Here is a 16,459-nt window from a genome sequence, read left to right on the forward strand (position 1 = left end):
ATGATGGAAAATTTCAAACATACAACGGTACTGCTGGATGAGGCGGTCAACGGCCTGAATATTCGTCCAGACGGTATCTACATCGACGGCACTTTTGGCCGCGGTGGCCACTCACGCCTGATCCTTTCGCAACTGGGTGCAAAAGGGCAACTGCTGGCTATCGACCGTGATCCGGAAGCGATTGCTGTGGCGAACGCCATCGATGATCCTCGCTTTTCCATTGTACATGGACCTTTTTCAGCGCTGGGCGACTATGTTGCCGAGCGTAATCTCATTGGCAAGATCGACGGTATTCTGCTCGATCTTGGTGTCTCTTCACCGCAGCTTGACGATGCAGAACGCGGCTTCTCCTTTATGCGTGACGGGCCGCTGGATATGCGCATGGATCCTACTCGTGGTCAGTCTGCAGCCGAATGGCTCCTGAACGCGGAAGAAGCCGATATCGCCTGGGTCATTAAGACCTTTGGCGAGGAGCGTTTTGGCAAGCGTATTGCGCGCGCCATCGTTGAGCGTAATCGCGTCGAGCCAATGACCCGCACCAAAGAGCTGGCGCAGGTTATTGCCGCGGCGATGCCGGTGAAGGACAAATTCAAACATCCTGCGACCCGTACTTTCCAGGCGGTGCGCATCTGGGTGAACAGTGAACTTGAGGAGATAGAGCAGGCGCTAAAAAGCTCGCTCGACGTGCTTGCCCCGGGTGGGCGGCTCTCCATCATCAGTTTCCACTCGCTGGAAGACCGCATTGTGAAACGCTTTATGCGCGAGCAAAGCCGCGGTCCGCAGGTTCCGGCCGGATTACCGATGACCGAAGAGCAACTCAGGAAACTGGGTGGCCGTCAGCTGCGGGCATTAGGCAAGTTGATGCCGGGCGAAGAAGAGGTGGCAGAGAATCCACGTGCCCGTAGTTCAGTGCTGCGTATTGCAGAAAGGACGAACGCATGATCGGCAGAGTGACAGAAGCCTTAAGCAAAGTTAAAGGGTCGTTAGGAAGCAACGAGCGCCATGCCTTGCCTGGCGTGATCGGCGACGACCTTTTGCGGTTTGGGAAGCTGCCACTCTGCTTGTTCATTTGCATCATTTTGTCGGCCGTCACGGTTGTCACCACGGCGCACCATACGCGCCTGTTAACTGCCCAGCGTGAACAGCTGGTGCTGGAACGTGATGCTCTGGATATCGAGTGGCGTAACCTGATCCTTGAAGAGAATGCGCTCGGCGATCATAGCCGGGTTGAGCGGATCGCGACGGAGAAGCTGCAAATGCAGCATGTCGATCCTTCCCAGGAAAACATCGTTGTTCAAAAATAAGGATTATCGCGACGCATGAAAGCAGCGGCAAAGACGCTTAAACCAAAACGTCAGGAAGGTCAGGCCAACTTTATCAGTTGGCGTTTTGCGTTGCTCTGCGGTTGCATTCTGCTGGCCCTCGCATTCCTGCTGGGCCGCGTGGCCTGGCTTCAAATCATCAACCCGGACATGCTGGTACGCCAGGGTGACATGCGCTCCCTGCGCGTGCAGGAAGTGTCTACCTCCCGCGGCATGATTACCGACCGCTCCGGTCGTCCTCTGGCGGTGAGCGTGCCGGTGAAAGCCATCTGGGCCGATCCGAAAGAGCTCCATGATGCCGGCGGCGTCAGCATCGATAACCGCTGGAAGGCGCTGGCCGATGCGCTGAATATGCCGCTCGATCAGCTCGCCTCGCGCATTAACACCAACCCGAGAATGCGCTTTATTTACCTGGCTCGTCAGGTCAACCCCGATCTGGCCGATTACATCAAAAAGCTCAAACTGCCGGGTATTTATCTGCGTGAAGAGTCGCGTCGTTACTACCCATCCGGGGAAGTGACCGCTCACCTCATTGGCTTCACTAACGTTGACAGCCAGGGGATTGAAGGCGTTGAAAAGAGCTTCGACAAATGGCTGACTGGCCAGCCGGGCGAGCGCATCGTGCGTAAAGACCGCTATGGTCGCGTGATCGAGGATATCTCCTCCACGGACAGCCAGGCGGCTCACAACCTGGCGTTGAGCATCGACGAACGTTTACAGGCGCTGGTTTACCGCGAGCTGAACAACGCCGTGGCGTTTAACAAGGCGGAATCGGGCAGTGCGGTGCTGGTGGATGTCAGCACAGGCGAAGTGCTGGCGATGGCCAATAGCCCGTCCTACAACCCGAACAACTTTACCGGCACGGCGAAAGACGCGATGCGCAACCGCGCGATCACGGACGTCTTCGAACCGGGCTCGACGGTGAAACCAATGGTGGTGATGACGGCGCTGCAGCGCGGCATCGTCAATGAAAACACCGTCCTTAACACCATTCCATATCGAATTAACGGCCACGAAATCAAAGACGTGGCGCGCTACAGCGAATTAACCCTGACCGGGGTACTACAGAAGTCGAGTAACGTCGGTGTCTCCAAGCTGGCGTTAGCGATGCCGTCCTCAGCGTTAGTAGATACTTACTCACGTTTTGGGCTGGGGAAAGCGACCAATTTGGGGTTGGTCGGAGAACGCAGTGGCTTATATCCTCAAAAACAACGGTGGTCTGACATAGAGAGGGCCACCTTCTCTTTCGGCTACGGGCTAATGGTAACGCCGTTACAGTTAGCGCGAGTCTACGCCACGATTGGCAGCTATGGGGTTTATCGCCCGCTGTCAATCACTAAAGTGGATCCTCCGGTTCCGGGTGAACGTATCTTCCCGGAATCAATCGTTCGTACCGTCGTGCACATGATGGAAAGCGTGGCGCTGCCCGGCGGCGGCGGCGTGAAGGCGGCCATTAAAGGCTATCGCATCGCCATCAAAACCGGTACGGCAAAGAAAGTGGGTCCGGACGGCAAATATATCAATAAATACATTGCTTACACCGCGGGCGTTGCGCCAGCCAGCCAGCCGCGCTTTGCGCTGGTGGTGGTGATTAACGATCCGCAGGCAGGTAAATATTACGGCGGTGCCGTTTCCGCGCCGGTCTTCGGGGCCATCATGGGCGGCGTTCTGCGCACCATGAACATCGAGCCGGATGCGCTGGCAACGGGCGATAAAAGTGAATTTGTGACTAATCAAGGCGAGGGATCAGGTGGCAGATCGTAATTTGCGCGACCTTCTTGCTCCGTGGGTGCCAAACGCACCGGAGCGGGCACTGCGAGAGATGACACTCGACAGCCGTGTGGCGGCGTCGGGCGATCTTTTCGTGGCTGTCTCAGGTCATCAGGCGGACGGGCGTCGATATATCCCGCAGGCGATAGCGCAAGGTGTGGCTGCCATTATTGCTGAAGCAAAAGATGAAGCTGCGGACGGTGAAATCCGTGAAATGCACGGTGTGCCGGTCATCTATCTTAGCCAGCTTAACGAACGTTTATCCGCACTGGCGGGGCGTTTTTACAACCAGCCTTCAGAACAACTGCGCCTGGTCGGCGTGACCGGGACGAACGGCAAAACTACCACGACTCAGTTGCTGGCGCAGTGGGCGCAGCTGCTGGGCGAAACCAGCGCAGTGATGGGCACGGTGGGCAATGGCCTGCTCGGTAAAGTGACGCCAACTGAAAATACCACCGGTTCTGCGGTCGATGTTCAGCACGTGCTGAATGGCCTGGCAGAGCAGGGTGCGACCTTCGCGGCAATGGAAGTGTCTTCCCATGGCCTGGTTCAGCACCGCGTAGCGGCGCTGAAGTTTGTCGCGTCCGTGTTTACTAACCTCAGTCGCGATCACCTTGATTATCATGGTGATATGGAGCATTACGAAGCTGCCAAATGGATGCTCTATTCCACGCACCACTTTGGTCAGGCGATCGTCAACGCCGACGATGAAGTGGGCCGTCGCTGGCTGACAAAACTGCCGGATGCCGTGGCGGTGTCGATGGAAGACCATATTAACCCGAACTGCCACGGTCGCTGGTTGAAAGCGACTACCGTGAAGTATCACGACAGCGGGGCGACAATCCAGTTCGACTCCAGCTGGGGCCAGGGGAAAATCGAAAGCCGCCTGATGGGCGCGTTCAACGTCAGCAATTTGCTGCTGGCGCTGGCAACGCTTCTGGCTCTTGATTATCCGCTGGCCGATCTGCTGAAAACCTCAGCTAGCCTTCAGCCCGTTTGCGGCCGAATGGAAGTGTTCTCTGCGCCGGGTAAACCGACGGTGGTGGTCGATTATGCCCACACGCCGGATGCGCTGGAAAAAGCGCTGGAAGCGGCCCGTCTGCACTGTGCAGGTAAACTGTGGTGCGTCTTTGGCTGCGGCGGTGACCGTGATAAAGGTAAACGTCCGCTGATGGGCGTCATCGCCGAGCAGTTCGCGGATATCGCCATTGTCACGGACGATAACCCGCGCACCGAAGAGCCTCGCGCCATCATCGACGACATTCTGGCCGGTATGCTCGATGCAGGTCGCGCCAAAGTGATGGAAGGTCGCGCCGAAGCGGTGACGGCGGCCATCATGCAGGCAAAAGAGAACGATGTGGTGCTGCTGGCCGGTAAAGGCCACGAAGATTATCAAATCGTTGGCAACCGCCGTCTCGATTACTCCGACCGCGTCACCGCGGCTCGCCTGCTGGGGGTGATCGCATGATTAGCGTAACCCTGGGCAAAATGGCGGAGATCCTCAACGGTGAACTCGCCGGTCAGGACCTCACCATAGATGCCGTCACCACTGACACGCGCAAAATTACGCCAGGCTGCCTGTTTGTCGCGCTCAAAGGCGAGCGTTTCGATGCCCACGATTTCGCCGAACAGGCGAAAGATGCGGGTGCAGGTGCGCTGCTGGTTAGCCGTAAACTCGACTGCGCATTGCCGCAGGTTATCGTGAAAGATACCCGCCTGGCGTTTGGTGAACTGGCGGCGTGGGTTCGTCAGCAGGTGCCAACCCGCGTGGTGGCACTCACCGGCTCCTCCGGCAAAACTTCTGTTAAAGAGATGGCCGCGTCCATTCTTAGCCAGTGTGGCAACACGCTGTACACCGCGGGCAACCTGAATAACGACATCGGCGTGCCGATGACGCTGCTGCGCCTGACGAAAGAGCATGAGTTTGCCGTTATTGAACTGGGTGCCAACCATCAGGGCGAAATCGCCTGGACCGTCAGCCTGACGCGTCCGGAAGCCGCGCTGGTGAACAACCTTGCCGCCGCGCACCTGGAAGGATTTGGATCGCTTGCCGGTGTCGCAAAAGCAAAAGGCGAAATCTACACCGGCCTGCCGCTGAACGGCATTGCCATCATGAACGCCGACAACAACGACTGGCTGAACTGGCAGGGTGTCATTGGCGATCGCAAAGTGTGGCGCTTCTCGCCGAACGCGGCAAACAGCGACTTCACCGCTAATAACATTCATGTCACCAGCCACGGCACCGAATTTACGCTCCAGACGCCTACAGGCAACGTGGACGTCTTGCTGCCGCTTCCGGGCCGTCACAATATCGCGAATGCGCTTGCGGCAACGGCGCTGGCGATGGCGGTCGGTGCAGATCTGATAGCGGTAAAAGCGGGCCTTGCCACGCTGAAAGCCGTTCCGGGCCGTCTGTTCCCAATTCAGCTCGCTGAGAATCAACTGCTGCTGGATGACTCCTACAACGCAAACGTCGGCTCCATGACCGCCGCGGCGCAGGTGTTGTCCGAAATGCCGGGCTACCGCGTCTTCGTGGTTGGTGATATGGCTGAGCTTGGCGATGAAAGCGAAGCGTGCCACCGCCAGGTGGGTGAAGCGGCCAAGGCGGCGGGCATCGACCGCGTACTGAGCGTAGGTCAACTGAGCAAAACCATCAGCGACGCCAGCGGCGTCGGCGAACATTTTGCCGACAAGCCTGCGGCAATTGATCGCCTGAAAGCCCTTATCGAAGAGCATCAAATCATTACTATTTTGGTGAAAGGTTCACGTAGCGCTGCCATGGAAGAGGTGGTTCGCGCACTACAGGAGAACGGAACATGTTAGTTTGGCTGGCCGAACATTTGGTCAAATATTACTCCGGCTTTAACGTCTTTTCCTACCTGACGTTTCGCGCCATCGTCAGCCTGCTGACCGCGCTGTTCATCTCCCTGTGGATGGGCCCGCGTATGATTGCCCGTCTGCAAAAATTGTCCTTCGGCCAGGTCGTACGTAACGATGGCCCGGAATCGCACTTCAGCAAGCGCGGTACGCCAACGATGGGCGGGATCATGATCCTGACGGCGATTGTCGTTTCCGTTCTCTTGTGGGCTTATCCGTCCAACCCGTACGTCTGGTGCGTGCTGACGGTGCTGATCGGTTACGGCATCATCGGCTTCGTTGACGACTACCGCAAAGTGGTGCGTAAAGACACCAAAGGCCTGATTGCCCGCTGGAAGTATTTCTGGATGTCGGTCATCGCGCTGGGCGTGGCGTTTGCTCTGTATATGGCGGGGAAAGATACTCCGGCCACCGAGCTGGTGGTGCCGTTCTTTAAAGACATCATGCCGCAGCTGGGTATTTTCTACATTCTGCTGGCGTACTTCGTGATCGTCGGTACCGGCAATGCGGTGAACCTGACGGACGGTCTGGACGGTCTGGCAATCATGCCTACGGTCTTCGTAGCGGCAGGCTTTGCGCTGGTGGCCTGGGCGACCGGCAACATGAACTTCGCCAACTATCTGCATATCCCTTATCTGCGTCATGCGGGTGAGCTGGTGATCGTCTGCACGGCGATTGTCGGCGCAGGTTTAGGCTTCCTGTGGTTTAACACCTATCCGGCTCAGGTCTTCATGGGCGATGTAGGTTCTTTGGCCCTTGGCGGCGCGCTGGGCATTATCGCCGTGCTGCTGCGTCAGGAATTCCTGCTGGTGATCATGGGTGGGGTGTTTGTGGTGGAAACGTTGTCGGTGATTTTGCAGGTGGGCTCCTTCAAGCTGCGCGGTCAGCGCATCTTCCGTATGGCGCCTATCCATCACCACTATGAGCTGAAAGGTTGGCCGGAACCGCGCGTTATCGTGCGCTTCTGGATTATCTCGCTGATGCTGGTGCTGATTGGCCTGGCTACGCTGAAGGTACGTTAATGATGGCTGAATACCAGGATAAAAACGTTGTCATCATCGGTCTGGGAATGACCGGGCTTTCCTGCGTGGATTTCTTCCTCGCCCGTGGTGTGACGCCACGTGTGATGGACACCCGCGCCACGCCTCCGGGGCTTGATAAGCTGCCGGAAGAGGTGGCGCGTTTTGTCGGTGGTCTGAATGACGACTGGCTGCTGGCGGCGGATCTGATTGTGGCCAGCCCTGGTATTGCCCTCGCTCATCCTTCTCTGAGCGCTGCGGCTGATGCGGGCGTGGAAATCGTCGGTGATATCGAGCTGTTTTGCCGAGAGGCGCAGGCACCGATTGTGGCGATTACCGGTTCGAACGGCAAAAGCACCGTGACCACGCTGGTCGGCGAAATGGCGAAAGCGGCGGGCATGAACGTTGGTGTCGGTGGCAACATTGGTCTGCCAGCGCTGATGCTGCTGGACGTATCCCGCGAGCTGTACGTGCTTGAGCTCTCCAGCTTCCAGCTGGAAACCACCTCCAGCCTCGAGGCGGTGGCCGCGACGATCCTGAATGTCACAGAAGATCACATGGACAGATATCCGTTTGGTCTTCAGCAGTACCGCGCGGCCAAACTGCGCGTTTATGAAAATGCTAAGACCTGTGTGGTCAACGCCGACGATGCGCTGACCATGCCGGTGCGCGGTGCCGATGAGCGCTGCGTCAGCTTTGGCGTCAACATGGGCGATTATCATCTGAACCGCCAGCAGGGCGAAACCTGGCTGCGCGTGAAGGGTGAGAAGGTCCTCAACGTGCGTGAAATGAAACTGACCGGCCAGCATAACTACAGCAACGCCCTGGCCGCGCTGGCGCTGGCGGATGCAGCTGGTTTGCCGCGCGCAAGCAGCCTGAAAGCGCTGACGACCTTCACCGGGCTGGCGCATCGCTTCCAGCTGGCGCTGGAGCACAACGGCGTGCGCTGGATCAACGATTCCAAAGCCACCAACGTCGGCAGCACCGAAGCGGCGCTGAACGGCCTGCATGTCGACGGTACGCTGCACCTGCTGCTCGGTGGTGACGGCAAATCAGCGGATTTCTCCCCCCTGAAGACGTGGCTGAAGGGCGATAACGTGCGTCTGTGGTGCTTTGGTCGTGACGGCGATGCGCTGGCGGAGCTGCGCCCGGAAGTGGCGACCCGCACTGAGACGATGGAACAAGCCATGCGTCAGCTTGCGCCGCAGCTGAAATCTGGAGACATGGTGCTGCTGTCGCCTGCTTGTGCGAGCCTCGATCAGTTTAAGAATTTTGAGCAGCGCGGGGATGTATTTACCCGCCTGGCGAAGGAGTTAGGCTAATGCGTTTATCTCTCCCTCGCCTGAGAATGCCGCACCTGCCGGGATCCGGGATCCTGGTCTGGCTGTTTGCGGCGTTGAAGGGCTGGGTGATGGGCTCCCGGCAGAAAGATACCGACAGCCTGGTGATGTACGATCGTACCCTGCTGTGGCTGACGCTCGGCCTTGCGGCGATCGGTTTTATCATGGTGACCTCGGCATCCATGCCGGTGGGGCAGCGCCTGGCAAACGATCCGTTCCTGTTCGCCAAGCGCGATGGGTTGTATATCGTGCTGGCGTTCTGTCTGGGCCTTATTACTCTGCGCTGGCCGATGGCGTTCTGGCAGCGCCACAGTACCGCCATGCTGATCATGTCGATCGGCATGTTGTTAATTGTACTGGTGGTGGGCAGCTCGGTGAACGGGGCCTCGCGCTGGATTGCCTTCGGTCCGCTGCGTATTCAGCCTGCGGAATTTACCAAGCTGTCGCTGTTCTGTTACATCGCCAACTATCTGGTGCGTAAAGGCGATGAGGTGCGAAACAACCTGCGCGGCTTCTTAAAGCCGATGGGGGTGATTTTCGTGCTGGCAATCCTGCTGCTGGCGCAGCCCGATCTCGGGACCGTCGTTGTGCTGTTTGTGACGACGCTGGCGATGCTGTTCCTCGGCGGTGCAAAGCTGTGGCAGTTCATCGCGATTATTGGCATGGGGATCTCGGCGGTTGTCCTGCTGATCCTGGCAGAACCGTACCGTATTCGCCGCGTGACCTCATTCTGGAACCCGTGGGAAGATCCTTTCGGTAGCGGTTACCAGCTGACCCAGTCCCTGATGGCGTTTGGTCGCGGTGAAATGTGGGGACAAGGCCTCGGCAACTCGGTACAGAAGCTGGAGTATTTGCCGGAAGCGCATACCGACTTCATCTTCGCCATCATCGGTGAAGAACTCGGCTACGTTGGTGTGGTGCTGGCGCTTTTAATGGTATTCTTCGTCGCTTTCCGCGCCATGTCCATTGGCCGCAAGGCGCTGGAGATTGACCAGCGCTTCTCAGGTTTCCTGGCGTGTTCGATTGGCGTGTGGTTTAGCTTCCAGGCGCTGGTTAACGTTGGCGCGGCGGCGGGCATGCTGCCAACCAAAGGCCTGACGCTCCCGCTTATCAGCTACGGGGGCTCCAGTCTGCTGATTATGTCGACGGCCATCATGCTGCTGTTGCGAATTGATTATGAAACGCGCCTGGAAAAAGCACAGGCGTTTACACGAGGTGTTCGATGAGTGCTCAGGCGAAGCGGTTGATGGTGATGGCGGGCGGGACCGGTGGACACGTGTTCCCGGGGCTGGCTGTTGCACACCATCTGATGGAGCAGGGCTGGCAGGTTCGCTGGCTCGGCACCGCCGATCGTATGGAAGCGGACCTGGTGCCCAAACATGGCATCGACATCGATTTCATCCAGATTTCCGGCCTGCGTGGAAAAGGCCTCAAGGCAATGCTTTTTGCGCCGATACGTATCTTCACGGCCTGGCGTCAGGCGCGCGCAATTATGCAGCGTTTTCAACCGGATGTGGTGCTGGGAATGGGCGGTTATGTCTCCGGTCCAGGGGGGCTGGCGGCTTGGTCATTGGGGATTCCGGTTGTGCTGCATGAGCAAAACGGCATTGCTGGCCTCACCAACAAATGGCTGGCGAAAATCGCGAAGACCGTGATGCAGGCATTCCCGGGCGCTTTCCCAAATGCCGAAGTGGTGGGCAACCCGGTGCGTACCGACGTACTGGCATTGCCGCTTCCTCAACAGCGCCTGGCCGGGCGTGACGGTGAAATCCGCGTGCTGGTGGTTGGTGGTTCGCAGGGGGCACGCGTGCTGAACCAGACAATGCCGCAGGTGGCCGCGAAGCTGGGTTCTGCTGTCACAATCTGGCATCAGAGCGGTAAAGGTGCGCAGCAGACCGTTGAGCAGGCATATGCCGGGGCGGGTCAGCCGCAGCATAAAGTGACGGAATTTATTGACGATATGGCCGCGGCCTATGCCTGGGCTGATGTGGTGGTCTGTCGTTCGGGCGCCCTGACGGTCAGCGAAATTGCCGCTGCCGGGCTGCCCGCGATTTTTGTGCCCTTCCAGCATAAAGACAGGCAGCAGTACTGGAATGCGTTGCCGCTGGAAAAAGCAGGTGCTGCCACCATTTTTGAGCAGCCGCAGTTCACGGCAGAAGCCGTGGCCAACACGCTTTCTGGATGGGACAGAAAGACGTTGCTGGAGATGGCAGAGCGGGCTCGTGCCGCCGCTATTCCGGATGCAACCGAGCGGGTTGCGAAAGAAGTGAGCCTGGCCGCACAGGCCTAATCATCGCAGCGCCTGTTTGCGCTGCACGAATGTTTAAGTAGTCGATGGCGTTTAGAGAATGAATACACAACAACTGGCAAAACTGCGTTCCATTGTGCCCGAGATGCGTCGCGTCCGGCACATCCACTTTGTTGGCATCGGCGGTGCTGGCATGGGCGGTATTGCCGAAGTGTTGGCTAATGAAGGGTATCAGATTAGCGGTTCGGATTTAGCGCCGAACCCGGTGACTCAGCAGCTGACGGCGCTGGGTGCCACGATTTATTTCAACCATCGCCCGGAAAACGTGCGTAATGCGAGCGTTGTGGTTGTTTCCAGCGCCATTTCCGCCGATAACCCGGAAATCGTTGCCGCCCACGAGGCGCGCATTCCGGTGATTCGCCGCGCAGAAATGCTGGCGGAGTTGATGCGCTTCCGTCACGGGATCGCGATTGCCGGCACGCATGGTAAAACCACCACTACGGCAATGGTGTCGAGCATTTACGCGGAAGCGGGCCTCGATCCAACTTTCGTCAACGGCGGTCTGGTGAAAGCGGCGGGTGTTCACGCTCGTCTCGGCCACAGCCGTTACCTGATTGCTGAAGCGGATGAGAGCGATGCGTCATTCCTCCACCTGCAGCCGATGGTGGCGATTGTCACCAACATCGAAGCCGACCATATGGATACCTACCAGGGCGACTTTGAAAATTTAAAGCAGACGTTTATTAATTTCCTGCACAATTTGCCGTTTTATGGTCGTGCGGTGATGTGCGTGGACGATCCGGTGATTCGTGAGCTGCTGCCTCGCGTCGGGCGTCAGATCACAACATACGGCTTCAGCGACGACGCTGACGTGCGCGTTGAAGAGTACAAGCAGATTGGCGCGCAGGGGCACTTTACGCTGATTCGCCAGGACAAAGCGCCACTGAACGTGACGCTGAATGCGCCAGGTCGCCATAACGCCCTGAACGCGGCGGCGGCGGTTGCGGTGGCAACAGAAGAAGGCATCGAAGACGACGCCATTTTGCGCGCGCTGGAAAGTTTCCAGGGCACCGGCCGTCGTTTCGACTTCCTCGGTGAGTTCCCGCTGGAAAGCGTGAACGGTAAAAGCGGTAGTGCAATGCTGGTTGATGACTACGGTCATCACCCGACTGAGGTCGACGCCACCATTAAAGCGGCGCGCGCGGGCTGGCCGGATAAAAATCTGGTGATGATTTTCCAGCCTCACCGCTTCACCCGTACGCGCGACCTGTATGACGATTTCGCAAACGTGCTGACCGAAGTGGATTCGCTGCTGATGCTGGAAGTGTATCCGGCGGGCGAAGCGCCCATTCCTGGAGCCGATAGCCGTTCGCTGTGCCGCACCATTCGCGGGCGTGGAAAGGTAGACCCGATTCTGGTCTCGGACCCGGCGAAGGTGGCGGAAATGCTGGCACCCGTGCTGACCGGCAATGACCTGATTCTGATTCAGGGCGCAGGGAATATCGGCAAAATTGCGCGTAACTTAGCGGAAATCAAACTCAAGCCGCAAACACAGGAGGAGGAGCGTCATGGCTAATAGAATCGCTGTCCTTCTCGGCGGCACTTCCGCTGAACGTGAAGTTTCACTCAATTCTGGCGCTGCGGTTGTGGCTGGTCTGCGTGAAGCCGGCATTGATGCACACGGCGTTGATCCGCGCGATGTCGATATTACGCAGCTGAAAAAAGACGGTTTTAAGAAAGCGTTTATTGCTCTGCACGGACGGGGTGGTGAAGATGGCACGCTTCAGGGATTACTGGAGCTGATTGGCCTGCCTTACACCGGCAGCGGCGTGATGGCCTCGGCGCTGTCGATGGACAAACTGCGTAGCAAGCTGCTGTGGCAGGGCGCAGGATTACCGGTTGCGCCGTGGGTTGCTTTGACCCGCGCACAGTTCGCCAATGGTCTGAGCCAGGACGAACAGCAACGTATTGCCACGCTGGGTTTACCGCTGATTGTGAAGCCCAGCCGGGAAGGATCCAGCGTCGGCATGTCGAAAGTGACAGAAAGTGGTGCACTTTTAGATGCCTTAACGCTGGCTTTTCAGCATGATGAAGAAGTACTCATAGAAAAATGGTTAAGCGGCCCGGAATTTACCGTTGCGGTACTTGGTGAAGAAATTTTGCCATCGGTTCGTATCCAACCAGCCGGAGTCTTCTATGATTATGAGGCGAAGTATCTCTCTGACGAGACGCAGTATTTCTGCCCAGGTTGTGAAGATCTGAGCCGTGAACAGGAAATGCGTGCCCTGGTGCTCAAAGCCTGGACTGTTTTAGGTTGTTCAGGGTGGGGACGCATTGACGTGATGCAGGACAGCGATGGTCAGTTATATCTGCTGGAAGCCAATACTTCTCCAGGGATGACCAGCCACAGCCTGGTGCCGATGGCGGCGCGTCAGGCGGGCATGAGCTTCTCGCAGTTGGTAGTACGCATTCTGGACCTGGCGGGTTGATATGTCGCAGGCAGCACTGAACACACGGAATCGGGAAGAAGAGGACGACATCGCTTCTTCGCGCAGAAATAATGGAACGCGTCTTGCAGGGATTGTGTTCCTGCTCGCGGTATTATGCACCGTGTTGATGAGCGGCTGGATGGTACTGGGCTGGATGGAAGACGCGCAGCGTCTGCCTTTATCCAAGCTGGTAGTGACCGGGGAGCGGCACTACACGAGAAATGATGATATTCGCCAGGCGATTCTGGCCCTCGGTCCGCCGGGAACGTTCATGACGCAGGACGTGAATATCATTCAGAGTCAAATTGAGCGCCTGCCCTGGATTAAACAGGCGAGCGTTCGTAAGCAGTGGCCGGACGAATTGAAGATTCATCTGGTTGAATATGTGCCGATTGCGCGCTGGAATGATCAGCATATGGTCGATAGTGACGGTAACGCATTCAGCGTACCGGCGGATCGCACCAGCAAGCAGAATTTGCCGATGTTGTATGGTCCGGAAGGCAGTGAGAACGAAGTGCTGCAGGGCTATCGCGATATGGGACAAATGCTGGCAAAAGGGAAATTTACGTTGAAAGTGGCGGCGATGACCGCACGCCGCTCCTGGCAGTTGACGTTAAGTAATGACATCAAACTGAATCTGGGGCGCGGCGATACGATGAAAAGGCTTGAGCGCTTTTTAGAACTCTATCCTGTTCTTCAGCAGCAGGCGCAGACCGATGGCAAACGGATAAGCTACGTTGATTTGCGTTATGACTCAGGCGCGGCAGTAGGCTGGCAGCCCGCTCCCGTAGAGGATACACATCAACAACAAAATCAGGCACAGGCAGAGCAACAATGATCAAAGCGACGGACAGAAAACTGGTAGTAGGACTGGAAATTGGTACCGCGAAGGTAGCCGCTTTGGTAGGGGAAGTTCTGCCCGACGGAATGGTGAATATCATTGGCGTGGGCAGTTGCCCATCCCGGGGTATGGACAAAGGCGGCGTTAATGACCTGGAATCCGTGGTGAAGTGCGTACAGCGCGCCATTGACCAGGCCGAGCTGATGGCGGATTGCCAGATATCATCCGTGTATCTGGCGCTTTCGGGTAAACATATAAGCTGTCAGAATGAAATCGGCATGGTGCCAATTTCAGAAGAAGAAGTGACGCAGGAAGACGTTGAAAACGTAGTCCACACGGCGAAATCTGTACGTGTCCGCGACGAGCATCGCGTGTTGCATGTGATTCCGCAGGAATATGCCATTGACTACCAGGAAGGGATCAAAAACCCGGTAGGCTTGTCTGGCGTGCGTATGCAGGCGAAGGTGCATCTGATTACCTGCCACAACGATATGGCGAAGAACATTGTTAAAGCCGTGGAACGTTGTGGCCTGAAAGTTGACCAACTGATTTTCGCCGGGCTGGCGTCGAGCTATTCCGTGCTGACGGAAGATGAACGTGAGCTGGGCGTCTGTGTGGTCGACGTGGGCGGTGGTACTATGGACATCGCCGTCTATACCGGCGGTGCGCTACGCCATACCAAAGTTATCCCTTATGCAGGGAACGTAGTAACCAGCGACATCGCTTACGCCTTCGGTACGCCACCGAGCGATGCCGAAGCGATTAAAGTTCGCCACGGCTGTGCGCTTGGCTCTATCGTCGGTAAAGACGAAAGCGTGGAAGTGCCAAGCGTGGGCGGTCGTCCGCCGCGCAGTTTGCAGCGCCAGACGCTGGCCGAGGTCATCGAGCCGCGTTATACCGAGCTGCTGAACCTGGTGAACGAAGAGATTTTGCAATTGCAGGAACAGCTGCGCCAGCAGGGTGTCAAACACCATCTGGCGGCAGGTATTGTTCTGACCGGTGGTGCTGCGCAAATTGAAGGCCTTGCCGCCTGCGCGCAGCGCGTGTTCCATACGCAGGTGCGCATCGGCGCGCCGCTGAACATCACCGGACTGACGGATTATGCCCAGGAGCCTTATTACTCAACGGCGGTGGGCCTGCTGCACTACGGCAAAGAGTCACATTTGAGTGGTGAAGCGGAAGTGGAAAAACGTGTCGCAGTGAGTTCGTGGATCAAACGAATCAATACCTGGCTGCGAAAAGAGTTTTAATTTTTTAAGAGAGCGTCGAAAATTAGCGCTCTCAGGCGACAGGCACAACGGAGAGAGAAACTATGTTTGAACCTATGGAACTGACCAACGACGCGGTGATTAAAGTCATCGGCGTCGGTGGTGGCGGTGGTAACGCCGTCGAGCACATGGTGCGCGAGCGCATTGAGGGTGTTGAATTCTTCGCAGTAAATACGGACGCCCAGGCGTTGCGTAAAACTGCCGTCGGTCAGACCATTCAGATTGGTAACGGAATTACCAAAGGTCTGGGCGCTGGCGCAAACCCGGAAGTTGGCCGCAATGCGGCAGACGAAGACCGTGAAGCCCTGCGTTCTGCGCTGGAAGGTGCTGACATGGTGTTTATCGCAGCCGGCATGGGCGGCGGTACCGGTACTGGTGCAGCACCTGTTGTAGCGGAAGTTGCCAAAGATCTGGGTATTCTGACCGTTGCTGTCGTGACTAAGCCTTTCAACTTTGAAGGCAAGAAGCGTATGGCGTTTGCGGAGCAGGGTATCGCTGAGCTGTCCAAACACGTGGACTCGCTGATCACGATTCCTAACGACAAGCTGCTGAAAGTGCTGGGTCGCGGTATCTCCCTGCTGGACGCGTTTGGCGCAGCGAACGACGTGCTGAAAGGCGCAGTTCAGGGTATCGCCGAGCTGATTACTCGTCCGGGTCTGATGAACGTCGACTTTGCTGACGTGCGCACCGTCATGTCCGAAATGGGCTATGCGATGATGGGCTCCGGTCTGGCAAGCGGTGAGGATCGTGCGGAAGAAGCGGCTGAAATGGCTATCTCTTCCCCACTGCTGGAAGATATCGACCTGTCTGGCGCACGCGGCGTGCTGGTTAACATTACCGCTGGCTTCGATCTGCGTCTGGATGAATTCGAAACCGTCGGTAACACCATCCGTGCATTTGCTTCGGATAACGCGACCGTGGTTATCGGTACTTCACTTGACCCGGATATGAACGACGAGCTGCGCGTGACCGTTGTTGCTACCGGTATCGGTATGGATAAGCGTCCAGAAATTACCCTGGTGACCAACAAGCAACAGCAGCAGCCAGTGATGGACCGCTATCAGCAGCACGGCATGGCGCCGTTGACGCAAGAACAGAAGCCGGCCGCTAAAGTGGTAAACGACAATACGCCGCAGACCACGAAAGAACCGGATTATCTGGATATTCCAGCCTTCCTGCGTAAGCAAGCTGATTAAGAATTAGCTGGAAGTTGGGTATGTGCGCTCTTTGTGCTAAACTGGCCTGCCGAATGTATAGTACACTTCGGTTGGATAGGTAATTTGGC

14 protein-coding genes are annotated in these 16,459 nt (G+C 57.2%); all 14 read left to right on the forward strand.

The window, feature by feature from the left end:
* The 14 genes from rsmH to ftsZ all read left to right on the forward strand — a co-directional run bounded on the left by rsmH (position 1) and on the right by ftsZ (position 16,370).
* Positions 1–942: a 16S rRNA (cytosine(1402)-N(4))-methyltransferase RsmH gene (gene rsmH / locus RTU33_RS06565; RefSeq protein WP_312626131.1), complete on the forward strand. Its 942-nt coding sequence runs from the start codon at positions 1–3 to the stop codon at positions 940–942.
* Positions 939–1,304 carry a cell division protein FtsL gene (gene ftsL / locus RTU33_RS06570; RefSeq protein ID WP_097162861.1) on the forward strand — a complete coding sequence of 122 codons (366 nt, stop codon included), beginning with the start codon at positions 939–941 and terminating at the stop codon, positions 1,302–1,304. Before rsmH ends, ftsL begins: the two co-directional genes overlap by 4 nt.
* Positions 1,305–1,319: 15 nt before the next feature.
* Complete coding sequence (locus RTU33_RS06575; protein ID WP_312626135.1) at positions 1,320–3,086, forward strand: peptidoglycan glycosyltransferase FtsI; 1,767 nt, start codon at positions 1,320–1,322, stop codon at positions 3,084–3,086.
* On the forward strand, positions 3,073–4,560 hold the full coding sequence (gene murE / locus RTU33_RS06580) for a UDP-N-acetylmuramoyl-L-alanyl-D-glutamate--2,6-diaminopimelate ligase (protein WP_312626136.1): 1,488 nt from the start codon (positions 3,073–3,075) through the stop codon (positions 4,558–4,560). The genes RTU33_RS06575 and murE overlap by 14 nt, the downstream gene beginning before the upstream one ends.
* Positions 4,557–5,915: a UDP-N-acetylmuramoyl-tripeptide--D-alanyl-D-alanine ligase gene (gene murF / locus RTU33_RS06585; protein ID WP_312626137.1), complete on the forward strand. Its 1,359-nt coding sequence runs from the start codon at positions 4,557–4,559 to the stop codon at positions 5,913–5,915. Before murE ends, murF begins: the two co-directional genes overlap by 4 nt.
* Complete coding sequence (mraY, locus tag RTU33_RS06590) at positions 5,909–6,991, forward strand: phospho-N-acetylmuramoyl-pentapeptide-transferase (protein ID WP_097162865.1); 1,083 nt, start codon at positions 5,909–5,911, stop codon at positions 6,989–6,991. The genes murF and mraY overlap by 7 nt, the downstream gene beginning before the upstream one ends.
* A gap of 2 nt (positions 6,992–6,993) precedes the next feature.
* Positions 6,994–8,310 carry a UDP-N-acetylmuramoyl-L-alanine--D-glutamate ligase gene (gene murD / locus RTU33_RS06595; protein ID WP_312626275.1) on the forward strand — a complete coding sequence of 439 codons (1,317 nt, stop codon included), beginning with the start codon at positions 6,994–6,996 and terminating at the stop codon, positions 8,308–8,310.
* Positions 8,310–9,554, forward strand: a complete 1,245-nt coding sequence (gene ftsW / locus RTU33_RS06600) for a cell division protein FtsW (protein ID WP_312626138.1) — start codon at positions 8,310–8,312, stop codon at positions 9,552–9,554. The genes murD and ftsW overlap by 1 nt, the downstream gene beginning before the upstream one ends.
* On the forward strand, positions 9,551–10,618 hold the full coding sequence (gene murG, locus RTU33_RS06605; protein WP_312626139.1) for an undecaprenyldiphospho-muramoylpentapeptide beta-N-acetylglucosaminyltransferase: 1,068 nt from the start codon (positions 9,551–9,553) through the stop codon (positions 10,616–10,618). The genes ftsW and murG overlap by 4 nt, the downstream gene beginning before the upstream one ends.
* A gap of 58 nt (positions 10,619–10,676) precedes the next feature.
* Positions 10,677–12,152 carry a UDP-N-acetylmuramate--L-alanine ligase gene (gene murC / locus RTU33_RS06610; RefSeq protein WP_312626140.1) on the forward strand — a complete coding sequence of 492 codons (1,476 nt, stop codon included), beginning with the start codon at positions 10,677–10,679 and terminating at the stop codon, positions 12,150–12,152.
* Positions 12,145–13,065 (forward strand): D-alanine--D-alanine ligase, encoded by a 921-nt coding sequence (locus tag RTU33_RS06615; protein ID WP_312626141.1) that lies wholly within the window; start codon positions 12,145–12,147, stop codon positions 13,063–13,065. Before murC ends, RTU33_RS06615 begins: the two co-directional genes overlap by 8 nt.
* 1 nt (position 13,066) lies before the next feature.
* Complete coding sequence (ftsQ, locus tag RTU33_RS06620; RefSeq protein ID WP_312626142.1) at positions 13,067–13,903, forward strand: cell division protein FtsQ; 837 nt, start codon at positions 13,067–13,069, stop codon at positions 13,901–13,903.
* Positions 13,900–15,156, forward strand: a complete 1,257-nt coding sequence (ftsA, locus tag RTU33_RS06625; protein WP_097162871.1) for a cell division protein FtsA — start codon at positions 13,900–13,902, stop codon at positions 15,154–15,156. Before ftsQ ends, ftsA begins: the two co-directional genes overlap by 4 nt.
* A gap of 62 nt (positions 15,157–15,218) precedes the next feature.
* On the forward strand, positions 15,219–16,370 hold the full coding sequence (gene ftsZ / locus RTU33_RS06630; protein ID WP_312626143.1) for a cell division protein FtsZ: 1,152 nt from the start codon (positions 15,219–15,221) through the stop codon (positions 16,368–16,370).
* Positions 16,371–16,459 lie beyond the last annotated feature (89 nt).

The sequence above is a fragment of the Scandinavium sp. genome (assembly GCF_032012665.1).
Taxonomy (GTDB): Bacteria; Pseudomonadota; Gammaproteobacteria; order Enterobacterales; family Enterobacteriaceae; genus Scandinavium.